The organism is Bacillus sp. 3a, assembly GCF_017161885.1.
In the GTDB taxonomy this organism is placed as follows: Bacteria; Bacillota; Bacilli; order Bacillales; family Bacillaceae; genus Bacillus; species Bacillus safensis.
This window is the reverse complement of the sequence record NZ_CP067376.1, coordinates 3,453,846-3,471,708: the sequence shown is the minus strand read 5'-3', so window position 1 is coordinate 3,471,708 and position 17,863 is coordinate 3,453,846. Positions and strand designations below refer to the sequence as shown.

Genomic DNA, 17,863 nt, shown 5'->3' with positions numbered 1-17,863 from the left:
TATGATGAGGCGGGGATTGTTTTTATGGACGATAGGTGGATGGTGATTCAATGATTTGAAACAGGTTTTTTCCTTGCTTTGTATTATCGATCCAGCCCTGGAAGGCTGTTTTTCCAGGTCCGTATGCATAGACAGGGACATCCTCACCTGTATGGGCAAAGGTTGTCCAGCCTGAGAAAGAACGCTGATCGAAAATATGTTGAATGCTGAGTTGGATCGTACTGGCCTTTCCTGACTGTGCTGCTTTTTCTACCTGTGATATTTCACCTTCTGTGAGAGAAACTTCAATATAGGTCTGAAGGACATCACGTACAGATTGTCCGTCTGCGATTTTCTTAGCCATATAAACAGGTGTTTTCTTAGCAGCTAAGATGGGCACTGGGTCCCATTTGTAGCCAGTCTCACTTGTCATCCCATCTGTGCCAAACGAAAAACCGCCAGTCGCATGGTCTGCCGTGATGACGACAAGTGTTTCTTGATCTTTTTTCGCGAACTGGAGGGCTGTTTGAACTGCTTTCTCAAAATCCTCCATCTCACTCATTGCGCCAACCACATCATTTTCATGTCCTGCAGAATCAATGGTACTGCCTTCAAGTAGCATGAAAAAACCATGCTGATTATCTTGATTCAATTGGGTGAGTGCTGCCTGCGTCATGTCTTTTAACTTAGGCACATGCTTCGGACGGTCGATGGCTCGATCCAGCTCGTCCTCCTGGAATAAGCCGAGCATTTTCGAAGATGATTGAGAGGTTAGATCATCTTTTGATCGCAGAATGGAATACCCGCTCTTCTTAAATTCTTGAACAAGATTACGGTCTTTTCGGTCAAAATATTGCATTCCGCCACCTAGAAGGATATCAACTTTGTGCTCTCCTCCTATTTTCTCATCAAAAAAGTGGTCTGCAATTTGTTCTTTATTTTTTCGGGAGACGTTATGTGTACCAAAAGCGGCAGGTGTTGCATCGGTGATGTCAGATGAGACAACAAAGGCTGTTTTCATTTTTGCTTCCTTCGCTGCTTCAACGACACTTCTAAGAGGTTGTTTTTCATGATTGACGGCGATGGCATCATTGTATGTCTTTTTTCCAGTCGCCATGGCTGTTGCTGCGGCAGCTGAGTCAGTAATATTATCTCGAGGATCATCTGGATGTGTGGTCTGCATCCCGACTAAATAAGGGTCCCAGACGGTTTTTCCTTTTACAGAAGCATGCTTTTCCTGCTTGAATGTACGGTAGGCTTTGATCATGGGCATCCCCATTCCATCACCAACGATAAAAATAATATTTTTTGGTGTTTTCGTTTGTTTCTTGTCTGCTGCATTCGTTGATACGGGAGTGACATAATGTGAGGTGAAAAGGACAGCTAATAAGAGTACTGCTAGAATTCCGCTGAAAAAAAATATACGTTTTTTACGATCCATAGAGCCCATGAAAAATCTCCTTTTATCATTTATTTCATAATTTGTATTTTATTTGAATGTTCAAAATGGTTCAACCCCTTATCCCATAAAAAAGGTGATGAGCCTTTTGTCTCATCACCTTTTATACCGTATCACACTTCACGCCAACGACGCCTTCTAGATCTTTAATATCAAAGTACACATCGGTTGTATAGCGGTCTTTATGCACACGTACGCGTACTTCCATGATCGGATAGTCCTTTTCTTTTAAATCATCAATTCGTACAGAATGAATGCGGATATTGAGGGCTTTCATTTCTTTTAAAATATCGGTCATGCGGTTTCGGTCAGAAAGAGACATTCTGATGCGGATTTCTTTTTCCTGCAGGCGAATCGGTCCGATCCGCTGGAAGAGCCATGGTAGAAATTCGACACTAATGAGAATAAAGAAAAGACTCAGGAAGGCTTCTTTATAAAACCCTGCACCTGTTGCAACCCCAAGTCCTGCTGCTCCCCAGATCATCGCAGAAGTCGTGAGTCCTGAGATGACATCATTGCTTTTTCGAAGAATTACACCTGCTCCAATAAAACCAACACCAGATATAATTTGCGCCGGTAACCTGAGTGGGTCCATTTGAAGCTTAGAGACTCGAGGGAAATTGTAGGCTGCATCAATGCTGATGATGGTTAAGACGCAGGAGCTGACAGCAATGACAATACACGTTTTTAAGCCGAGGGGCTTTTTCTTCAGCTCTCGTTCAAGCCCGATAATCAGACCGATTAAGGTGGCCACGGCTAATTTTAAGACTGTATCCCATTCAATTGTCCAAAACATGCGTATCGCTCCTTTCACTTCATGTACGTTTCACAACATGTATATGATCTTCTCACAGCCCATATGGCTGCACAACTCTTATTTTATTCAGTTTCTGAAGAAAGAAAAGCTTTTTATTTTATTTAAAAAGAGAGTCATCCGCATAGGGCAGATGACTCTTCAATTCTTTATTTTGTTTCTTCTTCAAGATGATCTTCCATTTTGTTGAAAAGCTGTTTTGATGCTTTTGACGGCTTACTTGTCAATAAGCTCACAATAATGGCAGCTAATCCACTAAGCGTAAAGCCTGGAATCATTTCATAAATACCTGTGGCATGGTTGAGGCCTGTCGTAATCCATGTCAGAACCACAACCGCACCAACGATCATTCCAACTAGGGCACCGTGATGATTCATTCGTTTCCAGTATAGGCAAAGCAAGATGACTGGACCAAATGAAGAACCAAATCCCGCCCACGCATAACCGACAAGGTCAAGAATGGTGTCACTTGGGTTAAGTGAAAGGCAGAGAGCAATCACAGCGACAACGAGTACAGACATCCGGCCAATCATGACGAGCTCTTTGTCTGATGCTGTTTTTCTAAAGAACGTTCTGTATAAATCCTCTGTCATCGCACTTGCTGTGACAAGCAACTGAGACGAAATTGAACTCATAATCGCAGCTAAAATGGCAGAAAGTAAAAATCCAGTGATATATGGATGGAACAAGACTTTAGAAAAGACGATAAAGATGGTTTCAGGGTCAGCAAGGTTCATACCCGTTTCATGAACATAGGCAACTCCCACTAAACCGACAGACAGTGATCCAATCACTGAAATAATCATCCAGCTCATTCCGATTCGGCGTGCTGGTTTTAAATCTTTAACGGACGTAATGGCCATAAAGCGCACGATAATATGCGGCTGTCCAAAGTAACCTAGTCCCCAAGCAAGGAAGGAAATAATGCCAATGACGCTCGTTCCTCTAAAAATATCAAGCAATTTAGGGTCAATCTGTTGAATATCTTGGATTGTAGCAACAGGTCCGCCTAATTGTGTAAAGGCAACGATCGGCACGAGCACTAATGCTAAAAACATGATAGCTCCTTGGACAAAGTCCGTTAAGCTCACTGCCAAAAATCCGCCGAACAATGTATACAAAATAACAATACTTGACGTCAAAATCAGTCCAAACGTGTAGTTAGCACCGAATGCTGACTCAAATAAACGTCCGCCTGATACCATTCCAGATGATGTATACAGCGTAAAGAAAATTAAAATGATGACGGCTGACACAGCTTTTAATAAAGCAGATGATCCTTTGAATCGTTTATCAAAGAAATCAGGAATCGTAATCGCATCATCCGCAATCTCTGTATAAGAACGTAAACGAGGTGCAAGAATGAGGTAGTTCAAGTAAGCACCAGCGATTAAACCAATTGCAAGCCAGGCTGTCGATAAACCTGTTTTATACATTTCACCTGGCACACCCATCAGCATCCATCCGCTCATATCCGCAGCACCTGCTGAAAGGGCTGTAACGAATGGACCAAGCCCGCGTCCACCAAGCATATAATCATTTAAATCATGTGTTTTCCTGAATGCATACCAACCAATGGCAAGCATCCCGATAAAATAAATAGATAAGGAAATTGTAACTTCAATACTCATTTTGTGTTCTCACCTTTTTCGTATTAATTTGACATCACCTCAATCAAAATATACAGAAGTGCGAAGACAGCTTTTTTGCTTGACTGCCCCGCTCACTGCTATGGTTACTTAACCTAACAGAGTATTCCCAAGTGATCAACCTGCCTAAACCTCTTCATTTTGAAGGAAAAATAGACATATCGGTGATAAGAATCGATATGTAAGCGATTACAAAAATAAACAAAAGTAAAAATTTTCTGAAAAATAAAAAGTCACCTGATGAATATTTCCTTTATCGGTTTGATAAAAAGACGTTTTCAAGAGAACGAACCTTTCACGGCACCTGCGTAAAGTTGCTTTAGAACAGTAAAATTTGATATGATAAAGTGTATATGACTTATGATCATGACCACGAGTACGCATCATTTTTGGAGGTGAACCTGCATGTCAAGAATTTCAATAGAAGAAGTCAAGCACGTTGCGCATTTAGCAAGGCTTGCGATTACAGAAGAAGAAGCTGAGATGTTTACAGAACAGCTTGATAGCATCATTTCATTTGCAGAGCAGTTAAACGAGGTAGATACGGAAAACGTTGAACCTACTACACACGTATTAAAAATGAAAAACGTCATGAGAGAAGATGTTCCGAATAAAGGTCTTTCCATTGAGGCAGTCGTCAAAAACGCGCCTGATCATAAAGACGGCTATATTCGTGTGCCATCAATTTTGGACTAAAGGAGGCCCGAGACATGTCACTGTTTGATCACAAAATTTCTGAATTAAAAGAGCTTTTACATAAAAAGGAACTGTCTGTTTCTGATTTAGTGGACGAGTCTTATAAACGAATCAATGAAGTAGACGGAAAAGTACAAGCATTCCTTGCACTGGACGAAGAGAAAGCACGTGCGTATGCAAAGGAATTGGACGAGGCAGTAGGTGAAAAGGACGAGCTTGGCCTATTGTTCGGTATGCCGATCGGTGTGAAAGATAACATTGTTACAAAGGATTTGCGTACTACAGCTTCAAGTAAAATCCTGCAAAACTTTGATCCAATTTATGATGCAACCGTTGTGAACCGCCTAAGAGACGCTGAAGCAGTCACAATCGGTAAATTAAATATGGACGAATTCGCAATGGGATCTTCTACGGAGAACTCAGGCTTCAAAGCGACGAAAAACCCGTGGAATTTAAACACCGTTCCAGGCGGATCAAGTGGTGGATCAGCAGCTTCTGTTGCAGCAGGTGAAGTACCGTTCTCACTTGGTTCAGATACAGGCGGTTCAATTCGTCAGCCAGCATCATTCTGCGGGGTTGTCGGTCTTAAGCCGACATATGGCCGTGTATCCAGATACGGATTAATCGCATTTGCTTCATCATTAGACCAAATTGGTCCGATTACACGTAATGTAGAAGACAACGCATATGTTCTTCAAGCGATTGCAGGTGTCGATCAAATGGACGCAACAAGTGCAAATGTCGATGTCCCAGATTTTCTTTCTTCATTAACTGGCGACATCAAAGGCTTGAAAATTGCTGTGCCGAAAGAATACCTTGGCGAAGGCGTTGGCGAGGAAGCAAAAGAATCTGTTCTTCAAGCGTTAAAAGTATTAGAAGGACTTGGTGCTTCGTGGGAAGAAGTGTCTCTTCCGCATTCTAAATATGCGCTTGCGACTTACTACTTACTGTCTTCTTCAGAAGCATCTGCAAACCTTGCTCGTTTTGACGGCATCCGCTATGGCTACCGTACAGATAATGCAGACAACCTGATTGATTTATACAAAAATACTCGTTCTGAAGGCTTTGGAGACGAAGTGAAGCGCCGCATCATGCTTGGTACATTCGCGCTAAGCTCAGGATATTACGATGCGTACTATAAAAAAGCACAAAAAGTCCGTACATTGATCAAAAAAGACTTTGAAGATGTTTTCGAAAAGTATGATGTCATTGTAGGACCAACAACACCGACTCCTGCATTTAAGATTGGTGAAAAGACAAGCGACCCGCTAACCATGTATGCAAACGATATTTTAACCATCCCTGTTAACCTTGCAGGCGTTCCAGGAATCAGTGTGCCTTGTGGATTTGCAAATGGCCTTCCGTTAGGACTGCAAATCATCGGCAAGCACTTTGACGAAGGAACAGTGTACCGCGTGGCTCACGCTTTTGAGCAAGCAACAGATCATCATAAAGCAAAACCTGAACTGTAAGGGGTGAATCAGAATGAACTTTGAAACGGTAATTGGACTTGAAGTCCACGTAGAGCTAAAAACACAATCGAAAATTTTCTCAAGCTCGCCGACACCTTTTGGTGCAGCTGCCAACACGCAAACAAGTGTCATCGACCTTGGATATCCTGGCGTATTGCCTGTACTGAACAAAGAAGCGGTGAACTTTGCGATGAAAGCGGCCATGGCGCTGAACTGTGAAATCGCAACAGATACAAAATTTGACCGTAAAAACTACTTCTATCCTGATAACCCAAAGGCGTATCAAATTTCTCAATTTGATAAACCGATCGGTGAAAACGGCTGGATTGAAATTGAAGTAGAAGGCAAAACAAAACGAATCGGTATTACGCGTCTTCATTTGGAAGAGGATGCTGGGAAACTGACGCACACAGGCGACGGTTACTCACTCGTCGATTTCAACCGTCAAGGAACACCGCTAGTTGAAATCGTATCTGAGCCAGACATTCGCACGCCAGAAGAAGCGTATGCTTACTTAGAAAAATTAAAATCTATTATTCAATATACAGGCGTTTCTGACTGTAAGATGGAAGAAGGCTCACTTCGCTGTGATGCCAATATTTCTCTTCGCCCAATCGGCCGTGAAGAGTTTGGTACAAAGACAGAGCTCAAAAACTTGAACTCATTCGCTTTCGTACAAAAAGGCCTTGAATTCGAAGAGAAGCGTCAAGAGCAAGTATTGCTTTCTGGCGGCTTGATCGAACAGGAAACCCGCCGTTATGACGAAGCGTCTAAAAAGACGATCCTGATGCGTGTCAAAGAGGGATCTGATGATTACCGCTACTTCCCAGAACCGGATTTGGTGGAGCTGTACATTGATGACGAGTGGAAAGAACGCGTAAGAGCATCCATTCCAGAGCTTCCTGACGAGCGCCGCAAACGCTATATCGATGAGCTTGGACTTCCTGCATACGATGCAATGGTACTCACGCTGACGAAAGAAATGTCTGATTTCTTTGAAGCGACCATTTCAGAAGGTGCAGAAGCGAAGCAAGCATCGAACTGGCTCATGGGTGAAGTGTCTGCTTACTTAAACTCTGCTCAAAAAGAGCTGGACGATACAAAGCTAACACCGCAAGGACTTGCTGGCATGATCAAGCTCATTGAAAAAGGAACAATTTCCTCTAAGATTGCGAAAAAGGTATTCAAAGAGCTCATTGAAAATGGGGGAGATGCAGAAACAATCGTCAAAGAAAAAGGACTTGTTCAAATTTCTGACGAAGGTGCGCTGCTCAAACTTGTCACAGAAGCACTTGATAACAACCCGCAATCCATTGAAGACTTTAAAAATGGTAAAGACCGCGCGATTGGCTTCTTAGTCGGACAAATCATGAAAGCATCGAAGGGCCAAGCTAACCCGCCGATGGTGAACAAGATTCTCCTTGAAGAAATCAAAAAGCGCTAAATCGCAAAAAACCGCCTTATGTAATAGGCGGTTTTTTTTGCTTGAAATGACAGGGTCTTATCATAGATTCAGACCACCGCCGTATATCAATTTAGAGAATCTTTTCTTATAATGAAGCATAAGCGAAAGTGCACATTCGAAGGGGAAAAGGTGAGCTAAATCGAAAACAGCACGTCATGTTACTGAAGAAACAGCTTCAATTGCTCAACTGCTCTAAGAACAGCAGGGTCCTCACACTTTTCTAAATTCGTCAGCATCCCTTTGATGACTGGCTTACGAGGTTCAGCTTTTGCCAGCTCTTCTTCAATCACTTCAATGGATACAACAGTATCATCTGAAAGCAGATGCTCAAGCTTTAACGAACGAAGCTCCTCTTGAAGGGAAGCAGCACTCGGCGCTTCATCATCCCAAATGGTTTGCTTCAAAATCGGCTTCGACTGAGAACGAAGCAAGCCGTGGACCAGATCATCAAACCGTTCGAGTATAAAGGATGAGAGCTCATCAAATGATAATTGCATTTGATCCTGTAAAAGCAGAACCTGCACATATGATTGGATAATTCCTTGGATCATGACTGACAGGTCAGTTACATATGGTTCGATCTCCTGTCCATAAGTGGTCAAGATGGAAATTTGAATTTCATCGTTCATTTGCTTTTTCACAGTTTTTGAATACTTTTTAATCTGCTGGTTTTCCGGAATAATGTTCTCGCTGAGGATCAGAATGATAAAATCCTTGTTCTCAGCAAAATGCTGGAACTGTTCAGCGATTTGTTTCTGAAAGATCTCTCTCGGCGCGAGATGCTGATTCTCTTTTCGAATCATTTCGATAGTTTGCATCGAAGTGTCGATATAATATTCAAACGCTCGGTTGAAAAGCTGTTCTTTTGATTTGAAATGTAAATAAAATGCGCCTTTTGATATTCCGCATTCATCTGCAATTTCCTGAATGGTCGTAGAAGAAAAACCCTTTTTCGCAAACAATTGGATGCTTGCTTTAATGATTTTTTCTTTTTTTTCGTTCATGAAATAAGGCCCCTTCAGCTTTAGAATGTTACGTCAAACGCAAGTGAAATGGTTGACGGCATTGTATATCACCGTTTATTATGATATAGAATGACCAGTCAGTCAATACATAAAGGAAAATGGAGGATATAATGAATTCGATCATCAATTTTGTATTAAAGAATAAGTTCGCTGTATGGCTCATGACGATTATCGTAACAGTTGCTGGTCTATATGCTGGATTGAATATGAAACAAGAATCAATCCCGAATATCAACACGCCAGTCATTACGGTTTCTACAACGTACCCTGGCGCAACGCCGGACGAAGTATCAGATAAGGTGACAGATCCAATTGAAAAATCGATTCAAAACCTCAATGGGGTCAGCGTGGTCACTTCTAATTCATTTGAAAATGCATCATCCATTCAAATCGAGTACGATTACAACAAAGACATGGATGAAGCAAAAAAGGAAATTGAAGATGCGATTAGCAATATCGATTTCCCTGAAAATGCAGAAAAACCTAAAATCGCACGCTTTAGTATTAATGCGATTCCAATCCTAGCCCTTAGTGTCTCTGGTGATAAAGAATCATTACAAGACCTTACACAAAAAGTAGAAAATGATCTCGTTCCTTCACTTCAAGGATTAGACGGTGTCTCTTCTGTCGAAACTTCAGGACAGCAAATCAAAGAAGTAGAATTTTCGTTTAAACAAAAGAAATTGAAAGAATACGGTCTAGATGAAGATACCGTCCAAAACATGATCAAAGGCTCTGATGTGAATGTACCATTAGGTCTATATACATTTGGCAACAAACAAAAATCAGTTGTCGTGGACGGCAATATTTTAAGCGTCAAAGATTTGAAAAACATGCGTATTCCAGTCACACCAAGTGCAGGCGGCGGTGCGGGAAGCGCTGGAGCTGGAGCACCTTCTAACGGTTCAGAAAACCAAGGTGCGGAGCAGCAGGCTGGAAGTGCAAGTCAGCAGCAAGCAGGTGGAGGTGCAGCAAGCAGTCAATCTGTAGAACTGCCGACGATCAAGCTTTCTGAGATAGCAGATATTAAAGTCGTAAAAAATGCTGAATCGATCTCTAGAACGAATGGAAAAGACAGTATCGGTCTGCAAATTGTTAAAGGCTCTGATGCCAACACAGTGAGTGTAGCAGAAGAAGTGACAAAAGAGCTTGAGAAATTCAAAAAAGACAACAAAGGTATTAATGTAAGCACCACATATGATCAAGCAGAGCCGATTAAAGAGTCTGTCAGCACAATGCTGAACAAGGCGATCATCGGAGCGATCTTTGCGATCATTATCATTCTATTGTTCCTGAGAGATATTAAATCAACATTAATCTCGGTCATTTCCATACCGTTATCTCTGTTGATTGCTGTTTTACTATTAAATCAGCTGGATATCACGTTAAATATTATGACACTTGGTGCCATGACCGTCGCCATCGGGCGTGTTGTTGATGACTCGATAGTGGTCATAGAAAACATCTATCGACGAATGGCGTTAAAGGATGAACCGTTAAAAGGCAAGGCACTCGTCAGAGAAGCCACAAAAGAAATGTTTATCCCAATCATGTCTTCGACGATTGTGACCATTGCGGTATTCTTACCGTTAGCATTAGTAGGTGGAATGATTGGTGAACTATTCATCCCGTTTGCCTTAACGATTGTGTTTGCGTTACTTGCTTCACTGCTTGTCGCTATTACAATTGTTCCAATGATGGCACACACTCTATTTAAAAAGAACTTGTACGGCACAGCGAAAAAGGTAAAAGAACATAAACCAAGCAAGCTTGCTGGCGGTTATAGACGTGTGCTTAATTGGACACTCAACCATAAATGGATCACATCAGGGATTGCCATTCTTATGCTTGTCGGAAGCTTATTCTTAGCACCACTTGTCGGTGTCAGCTTCTTACCACAGGAAGCAGAGAAAACGGCCATGGTGACATATACACCTGAACCTGGACAAACGAGAGAGCAAGCAATTGATGAAACGAAAAAAGCTGAAGAATATTTGATGAAACGTGACCATGTCAATACAGTTCAGTATTCACTAGGCTCTTCAAATGCTATGACCGCAAGTGTTGGCGGTAACTCTAACGGTGCGTTATTCTTTGTACAATATGATGATGACACGCCAAACTTTGATAAAGAAAAAGACCGCGTGGTCAAAGCCCTTCAAGACAAAGCGTCTAAAGGGGAATGGAAATCACAAAACTTCTCATCTGCTGGTGCAAATAATACCGTGACATACTATGTGTACGGGGACAAAGCAAGTGATATTGAAGGCACAGTAAAAGATGTTGAGAACATCTTAAAAGATGAGAAAAACCTGAAAAATGTCAGCACAAGCTTATCTGAGAAATACGACGAATATACGTTTAATGCAGATCAAGAAAAACTGGCGAAACTAGGTCTAACTGCTTCACAAATCGCTCAAGCGATTGCACCTCAAAATAGTGAAACAACACTGACGAAAGTCACAGAGGACGGCAAAGAACTTGATGTGAAGCTTCAAACGGAAAAAGATGAATATAAGAGTAAAAAAGATTTAGAAAATAAAAAGATCACCACACCAACAGGGCAAGAAGTCCGAATTGGTGATGTCGTCAAAGTAAAAGATGGTACGACAGCAAATACGGTGACAAAACGTGATGGAAAGATCTACGCAGAAGTGTCTGGTGACATGACAACAGACGACGTCTCAAGTGTAACGCAGGATGTTCAGAAGAAAGTCGACAAGCTTGATCTAAAATCTGGCGTAACGATCGACACAGGCGGCGTAAGTGCGGATATTGAGGAATCCTTTACACAGCTTGGCCTTGCAATGCTAGCAGCGATTGCCATTGTGTATCTCGTTCTCGTCATCACATTTGGCGGAGGTCTTGCACCATTTGCGATTCTCTTCTCACTGCCATTTACGATTATTGGCGCACTGCTTGGATTGTTTATAGCAAAAGAAACCATCAGCTTAAATGCCATGATTGGATTGCTCATGCTGATCGGTATCGTTGTAACTAATGCCATTGTCTTGATTGACCGAGTGATTCATAAAGAACAAGAAGGTCTCTCAACAAGAGAAGCGTTACTTGAAGCAGGTACAACAAGATTACGTCCAATCTTAATGACGGCACTTGCGACAATTGGTGCACTGCTGCCACTCGCATTAGGATTTGAAGGCGGAAGCCAAATCGTATCAAAAGGACTTGGTGTTACCGTAATTGGCGGTTTAACAAGTTCTACACTTCTCACATTGGTTATCGTTCCAATCGTGTATGAAATGTTAAGCAAGTTTAGACGTAAGAAAAAGTACGCAGAAGAAGAGTAAGAGGAAGCCCCGCCAATGAGCGGGGCTTTTTTTATTTTGAAATCTGACAAACAGCTTTTCTCATAAGCTCTTCAAAAGCGTGGAAAAAGGCATCACGATCGACATGGTCAATCACTTGAATTGATTTTCCATCTGGATGCTCTTCAGTGCGACCTTGTCTAGGCGTTCCGGTATAAACGATTGCGTTCACTTCTTTTGAGCGAGTAAATGAAGAGGAAGCAAGAGTGATCGTTGTCAGCACGTCCCATAAGTAGTAAGTCGAGTTCGTTTCATGATGAATGAGCGGCGGACAAAAGGCGTAGCACTGTCCGATAAAATCTATTCCAATATGAGAACGAAGAGAAGCCCAGCGCTGACGTACATCAAGTGTAAGCGGGACTTGATTTGTACTTTCAAGCGCGACCATTTCAATAGGAAACGGTTCCTGAAAGACAGTGCTGACAGCATAAGGGTCCCAAAAGGCATTCCATTCTGCTGTCCCATCATGCTCGGGTTCTTCAACATTGCCTTTTTCAAGGAACGTGCCACCCATCCACACCAATTTCTCAATTTTATTAGAGATCGAAGGATCTTCTTCTAAAGCGCGTGCAAGATCTGTGAGCGGACCAGTAAAGAGCAGGGTGACAGGTTCTTTTGCCTTCTTAACCGTTTCAATCAGGTGAAGGTGTGCTGGCAGCTTGGACACTTTTGTATCAACAGTGCCTTTTTCATTTAAAATTGGCAGAGCATCTACATAAAAAGCATGCATACGCCACTCCTTTGGAAATGGATTGACGCCTCTAGAAGTTGAAGCAGCAACTTCAATTTCATAAGGACTAAAGCGATCAATGATTTTTTGAGATGCACTGAGAGCAGGCTCTAAATAACAATCAGCAGGAATCACAGACATTCCGATCACTTTCACATGTTCCATTTGAAGGAGAAGAAATAAAGAGACGAGGTCATCAACACCGCCGTCATGATTAAAATAGACAGGCTTTTTCATCGCATATCATCCTTTACAGCGTTTTCTTTTATCTTATCAGAATGCTTTCTTGCTGAGGGAGATTGGCTAGGAGATTTCACATAATTAGGTGGTTGTTTTGTTGCCATTTTCAAATCTCATAGTATAATTAAAGGTTGTTAGTGGTGAAAATAGATTGCATAATGAATATAGGATGATGATGAATGAAACGTGCTCGAATTATATACAATCCGACATCTGGGCGTGAACTCTTCAAGAAGAATTTACCGCAGGTTTTGCAAAAATTTGAACAAGCTGGCTATGAAACTTCTTGTCATGCGACGACATGTGCAGGAGATGCCACGCAAGCAGCAGAAAAAGCCGCACAGAGAGATTTTGATTTAATTGTAGCAGCAGGTGGAGACGGCACGATCAATGAAGTCGTCAACGGACTAGCACCGCTTGAAAAAAGACCGAAACTAGGAATTATTCCAGTTGGAACGACAAATGACTTCGCAAGAGCACTTGGCATTCCACGAGAAGGTGTTTTAAAAGCGACAGATGCCATTATTGAGGGTGTAGCGAAGCCGCTTGATATCGGTAAAGTCAATGGCCATTATTTTATTAATATTGCTGGCGGCGGCCGGTTAACAGAGCTCACCTATGAGGTGCCTAGTAAGCTGAAGACCATGCTTGGACAGCTTGCTTATTATTTAAAAGGCATGGAGATGCTTCCTTCTATCCGCCCGACAGAAGTCGAAATTGAATATGACGGCAAATTGTTTCATGGAGAAATCATGCTGTTTCTTGTTTCACTCACAAACTCAGTAGGCGGGTTTGAAAAACTAGCGCCAGATTCCATTTTAGATGATGGGATGTTTGACCTGATTATTCTAAAGAAGGTCAATCTAGCAGAAGCCATTCGAGTGGTCAGCCTTGCACTCAGAGGCGAGCATATTCATGATAACAATGTCATCTACGCAAAAGCGAATCGCGTGAAGGTAGATGTAAAAGATAAAATGCAATTAAATTTAGATGGTGAATACGGCGGCATGCTGCCAGGTGAATTTGAAAACCTGTATCGCCATATTGAATTTATTGTGCCAAAAGCAACAGCTGAAAAAATAGGGTGAAGATTGAACTTGGTTCCTTATGGCGGCCAAGTTTTTCTTTGCAAATGAGGTGATAAAGTTGGTGAAAATGAAACCGCCTGTTGAAAAGAATGAATACTACAATGTAACCTTCGAAGACTTAACGCATGAAGGTGCAGGTGTAGCAAAAATTGAAGGATTCCCTGTCTTTGTACCGAATGCACTTCCTGACGAACAAGGGAAAATCAAAGTCACACGAGTCAAAAAAGGATTTGCTTTTGGACGACTCATGGAGCTGACAAAGGAAAGTCCGCACAGGCAAGATGCGCCATGTCCCATTTACAAACAGTGCGGCGGCTGCCAAATTCAGCATATGAGCTATGAAGGCCAGCTGCTATTTAAACAGAAACAAGTAAAGGACGTTTTAGAGCGGATCGGCAAGCTTGATATGAGCCGTGTAAAAGTTCATCCTGTACTCGGCATGGAAGACCCTTGGAATTACCGAAACAAAGCACAAGTTCCAGTTGGCGAACGGGAAGGCGGACTTGTTGCAGGGTTTTATCAGCAGCGTACCCATGAAATCATTGACATGGAAAAATGTTTGATTCAGCAGTCAGAAAACGACGAAGTGGTACAGGCAGTAAAAGACATATGCAATGCGTTTGGCATCAAAGCATATAACGAAGAGCGGCACAAAGGATGGCTGCGTCATGTGATGGTTCGCTACGGTATGGCAACAGGTGAAATGATGGTTGTGTTTGTTACTAGAACGGCTGACTTTCCGCAAAAGCAGAAGGTGATTGAGCAGATTATAGCACGCTTCCCACATGTTCGGTCAATTGTGCAAAACGTGAATTCAAAGAAAACAAATGTCATTTTCGGAGACGAAACAACCGTTTTATGGGGCGAAGAATACATTTATGACACGATTGGCGACATCAAATTTGCCATTTCAGCCCGCTCGTTTTATCAAGTGAACCCAGCCCAAACAAAGGTACTTTACGACAAAGCGCTTGAATATGCAGAGCTGCAAGGCGAAGAAACCGTCATCGATGCCTATTGCGGAATCGGTACGATTTCCTTATTTCTCGCACAAAAAGCAGGCAGAGTATATGGCGTAGAAATTGTCCCAGAAGCGATTGAAGACGCAAAACGCAACGCTGCCTTAAACGGAATCAATAATGTTGAATTCGCAGTCGGCGAAGCAGAAACCGTCATCCCAAACTGGTACAAAGAAGGCATCAAAGCAGACACCCTCATCGTCGATCCGCCAAGAAAAGGCTGTGACGAAGCACTGCTTGACACCATTTTAAAGATGAAACCAAACCGAGTTGTTTATGTTTCCTGTAATCCAGGAACGCTTGCTCGTGATTTGCGTATTCTTGAAGATGGCGGGTATGTGACGGAGGAAGTGCAGCCGGTGGATATGTTTCCGCATACCAACCATGTGGAGTGCTGTTCACTGTTAGTTAGAAAAGATAAATCATTTACGATTAAAAACTCTAAGCTTGTAGATTAAGTCTGCAAGCTTTTTTGTATAGGTGCTCGAACATAGTCTAGTGTTTATTTGGAATTCATCTTTATGCTCCAAACAATGAAAAAACGAAACCAATGTGATTATAGTTGTTTTTTGCTATGGATTTTCAGTGTATGAGGCGATCAAGGCTATTTCGAGGAAAGTACTGTATTAGTGGTTGAGTAGTGTTAATTATATAATATTTAATTTAAATCGTCTTAATTAATGTACATATTAGCCTCGAGGAGCGTGGTAGGATTTAAAATATATTTCAGAAAGCTAGTATGTTTATTAAAAATAATTATATTGTAAAAATGGGTAACGAATTTAGAGCAATCAATCAATAAATCATTTAAGACTAAGACATATCATTATTTTTAGAAGCAAATATTCTATTATTTGAATTGTTAGCGAAAATTTTTATAGAGCTATAATTAGTTATATATGAAAAAAGTTTAATAAGGTATTATATCGCATTATTTTTTCGGAAATTCATTGTAGTTGAGAAATTCAAATTGCTATTTAACATAATAACCTTTTCAATCCAATATTATAGACCTTTCTATATGTGTTAATATCCATAAATAATATTTTCTGTTAATCCTAGATGGGAGATTATTGTGGTTTATTTAGTTAATCATACTTTTGTAGTGTAATGTGTGGTAAAATTACCCTGATGATAAGGAGGGGGTTTAATGTCAAAATTTGAAGCAATTATTTTTTGATCTTGACGACACACTTATAGATACTGCACAAATAAAACAACTACGAAGAAAGCCTTGGAGTGAATGTTATAGATATATTTCTACTAAAACCTTTCCTCTTTTTGGTGAAGAGCTCTCATCTATTATACGAGATAAGAACTTTAAGTTAGGAATAGTGACTAATTCCCCTAGACCATATGCTACTAGAGTACTGTCACATCATAATATTCGTTACGATGATTTAATTTGTTTTCATGATAGTGAAAAGAGGAAACCCTATCCTGATCCGCTTTTAAAATGCTCCTTAAATTTAGGGGTGTCACCTAAGAATACTATTTCAATTGGGGACAATATAAATGATATTATAGCATCGAAAAGAGCGGGGATGATTTCTGTTGGAGTAACTTGGGAGAATCAACAGAGTTTGAATTAATTAACGCAGGTTCTAATTTTATAATTAATAATCCTATGGAACTTATAAAAATAATCAGGGGACTATAAGGGGTGCAAACTATGTTTTCGTTATGTACAAGAGTAGATAATATAATTATAGATATGGACTCGTTTGATGATAGCTATTTAGAAAATCAAGAATTTTCACAACTAATCTATCAACTTAAAGAGAAGTATGATCTTCATTTATTTGGTACTCAAAAAAGATAGATACGCAGACTTGGAAATAGCCCAATCTGATATTTCAGAGTTCTCTGTTATATTGAGTAATTTAAAAATAATTCCAATGCATTCAATTATACTTACAAATTCAATGAAAAGTATTGAAGAAGCACATAAGCTGAATTTATCGACAATTCTTATTTCTCAAACAGCTGATATTAACAACTTTAATAAAATAGACCACAAGCATTTACCGGATGTTATGTTGGAAATTAAAACTGTAAGAAAACTATTTCTGGATAATGTTCTTTATGGGAACTTTAATGAATTATCTATACAACAAACTAAAGGTATAGGCTTTGTATTTCCTTTAGGGGAAATAAATCACCCATTACTTAGTGATTTTAAGGCAAATTTAATGTATGCGGGAAGGTATTTTGTATATGACGATCCTAGGTCATATATTCATTGCCTTTCAACTATGATTCTTAGGTTAAAAAATGGTAAAGAATATGCTGTAGAGGCATTGGCAAGTTGCTTGCATACAGATATTAAATTAACTCTTGAATATTTTGAAGACATAAATTTGATAACCGTAGTCCCCTCAAAACCAAATCAAGAAAACCATTTAGATTCATTACTTAACCACAAAAAAATGGAGAAGTTCAGGAGTATAATTGAAACCAAACTTCTATTTTCTGTTCGAACTTACGGTAAACAAAAGCAAGCGGGCTCATTTACAGAAAGAGCTAAAAATGTTCAGGATGTCTTTGATTCAAAAAAGAATATTAGTGGTCATGTACTTTTAATAGATGATATTCTCACAAGTGGCTCTACTGCTATGGAGTGTGCTAAAGTATTATATAATTATGGAGCAGAAAAAGTAACTATCCTACCTTTAGCAATAATGCAGTCTAACTCAAATGCTCCTTCACATGGTAAAATTAAAAATCAGTCAGATGAAGAGTATAAACTTAACTTTAATAAAAAGGATGGAAAAGCCTTTTGGGTTGCATCTGCTGGTGATTACTTAGAATATAATAAAGGGAAAGAGCGGTATTTGGAACAAAACAGTTATGAAGATTATCAATTTGATGCAATCCCTTTTTTATCATAAACTGGAGGTA

Annotated in this window: 13 protein-coding genes; 8 read left to right on the top strand and 5 right to left on the bottom strand. The window is 40.5% G+C overall.

All coding sequences use genetic code 11. From position 1 onward, the window contains the following. Positions 1 to 22: 22 nt before the first annotated feature. The 3 genes from JJ692_RS17685 to putP all read right to left on the bottom strand — a co-directional run bounded on the left by JJ692_RS17685 (position 23) and on the right by putP (position 3,883). Positions 23 to 1,429, bottom strand: a complete 1,407-nt coding sequence (locus JJ692_RS17685) for an alkaline phosphatase (RefSeq protein ID WP_024424546.1) — start codon at positions 1,427 to 1,429, stop codon at positions 23 to 25. A gap of 112 nt (positions 1,430 to 1,541) precedes the next feature. After that, positions 1,542 to 2,234: an MgtC/SapB family protein gene (locus JJ692_RS17680; protein WP_024424547.1), complete on the bottom strand. Its 693-nt coding sequence runs from the start codon at positions 2,232 to 2,234 to the stop codon at positions 1,542 to 1,544. 167 nt (positions 2,235 to 2,401) lie between these two features. Then, a complete protein-coding gene (gene putP / locus JJ692_RS17675) occupies positions 2,402 to 3,883 on the bottom strand; it encodes a sodium/proline symporter PutP (RefSeq protein WP_206534018.1) in 1,482 nt (493 codons plus the stop codon). A 423-nt stretch (positions 3,884 to 4,306) separates the two neighbouring features. On the opposite strand from putP, the gene gatC reads away from it, so the two are divergent. From gatC to gatB, 3 genes are read left to right on the top strand one after another with little or no spacing between them, the layout of a single operon-like run. Then, positions 4,307 to 4,597: an Asp-tRNA(Asn)/Glu-tRNA(Gln) amidotransferase subunit GatC gene (gene gatC / locus JJ692_RS17670; RefSeq protein ID WP_024424549.1), complete on the top strand. Its 291-nt coding sequence runs from the start codon at positions 4,307 to 4,309 to the stop codon at positions 4,595 to 4,597. Positions 4,598 to 4,611: 14 nt separating this feature from the next. After that, the gene (gene gatA, locus JJ692_RS17665; protein WP_073979902.1) at positions 4,612 to 6,069 is read left to right on the top strand and encodes an Asp-tRNA(Asn)/Glu-tRNA(Gln) amidotransferase subunit GatA; all 1,458 of its coding nucleotides are present in this window, start codon (positions 4,612 to 4,614) and stop codon (positions 6,067 to 6,069) included. A gap of 13 nt (positions 6,070 to 6,082) precedes the next feature. Next, positions 6,083 to 7,513, top strand: a complete 1,431-nt coding sequence (gatB, locus tag JJ692_RS17660; RefSeq protein ID WP_024424551.1) for an Asp-tRNA(Asn)/Glu-tRNA(Gln) amidotransferase subunit GatB — start codon at positions 6,083 to 6,085, stop codon at positions 7,511 to 7,513. 179 nt (positions 7,514 to 7,692) lie between these two features. On the opposite strand, the gene JJ692_RS17655 is transcribed toward gatB, so the two are convergent. Next, the gene (locus JJ692_RS17655) at positions 7,693 to 8,538 is read right to left on the bottom strand and encodes a TetR/AcrR family transcriptional regulator (RefSeq protein WP_024424552.1); all 846 of its coding nucleotides are present in this window, start codon (positions 8,536 to 8,538) and stop codon (positions 7,693 to 7,695) included. Positions 8,539 to 8,669: 131 nt separating this feature from the next. Between JJ692_RS17655 and JJ692_RS17650 the strand changes: the two genes are divergently transcribed. Next, positions 8,670 to 11,867, top strand: a complete 3,198-nt coding sequence (locus JJ692_RS17650; RefSeq protein ID WP_206534017.1) for an efflux RND transporter permease subunit — start codon at positions 8,670 to 8,672, stop codon at positions 11,865 to 11,867. 31 nt (positions 11,868 to 11,898) lie between these two features. On the opposite strand, the gene JJ692_RS17645 is transcribed toward JJ692_RS17650, so the two are convergent. After that, complete coding sequence (locus JJ692_RS17645; RefSeq protein WP_206534016.1) at positions 11,899 to 12,852, bottom strand: nucleoside hydrolase; 954 nt, start codon at positions 12,850 to 12,852, stop codon at positions 11,899 to 11,901. Between the two features lie 182 nt (positions 12,853 to 13,034). Between JJ692_RS17645 and JJ692_RS17640 the strand changes: the two genes are divergently transcribed. From JJ692_RS17640 to JJ692_RS17625, 4 genes are all read left to right on the top strand, one after another. Continuing rightward, positions 13,035 to 13,943, top strand: a complete 909-nt coding sequence (locus JJ692_RS17640) for a diacylglycerol kinase (RefSeq protein ID WP_024424554.1) — start codon at positions 13,035 to 13,037, stop codon at positions 13,941 to 13,943. Positions 13,944 to 14,004: 61 nt separating this feature from the next. Further along, complete coding sequence (gene rlmD, locus JJ692_RS17635) at positions 14,005 to 15,420, top strand: 23S rRNA (uracil(1939)-C(5))-methyltransferase RlmD (RefSeq protein ID WP_206534015.1); 1,416 nt, start codon at positions 14,005 to 14,007, stop codon at positions 15,418 to 15,420. A gap of 702 nt (positions 15,421 to 16,122) precedes the next feature. Further along, positions 16,123 to 16,554 carry an HAD family hydrolase gene (locus tag JJ692_RS17630; protein ID WP_206534014.1) on the top strand — a complete coding sequence of 144 codons (432 nt, stop codon included), beginning with the start codon at positions 16,123 to 16,125 and terminating at the stop codon, positions 16,552 to 16,554. Between the two features lie 210 nt (positions 16,555 to 16,764). Further along, positions 16,765 to 17,853: a ComF family protein gene (locus JJ692_RS17625; RefSeq protein ID WP_206534013.1), complete on the top strand. Its 1,089-nt coding sequence runs from the start codon at positions 16,765 to 16,767 to the stop codon at positions 17,851 to 17,853. Positions 17,854 to 17,863: the final 10 nt, after the last annotated feature.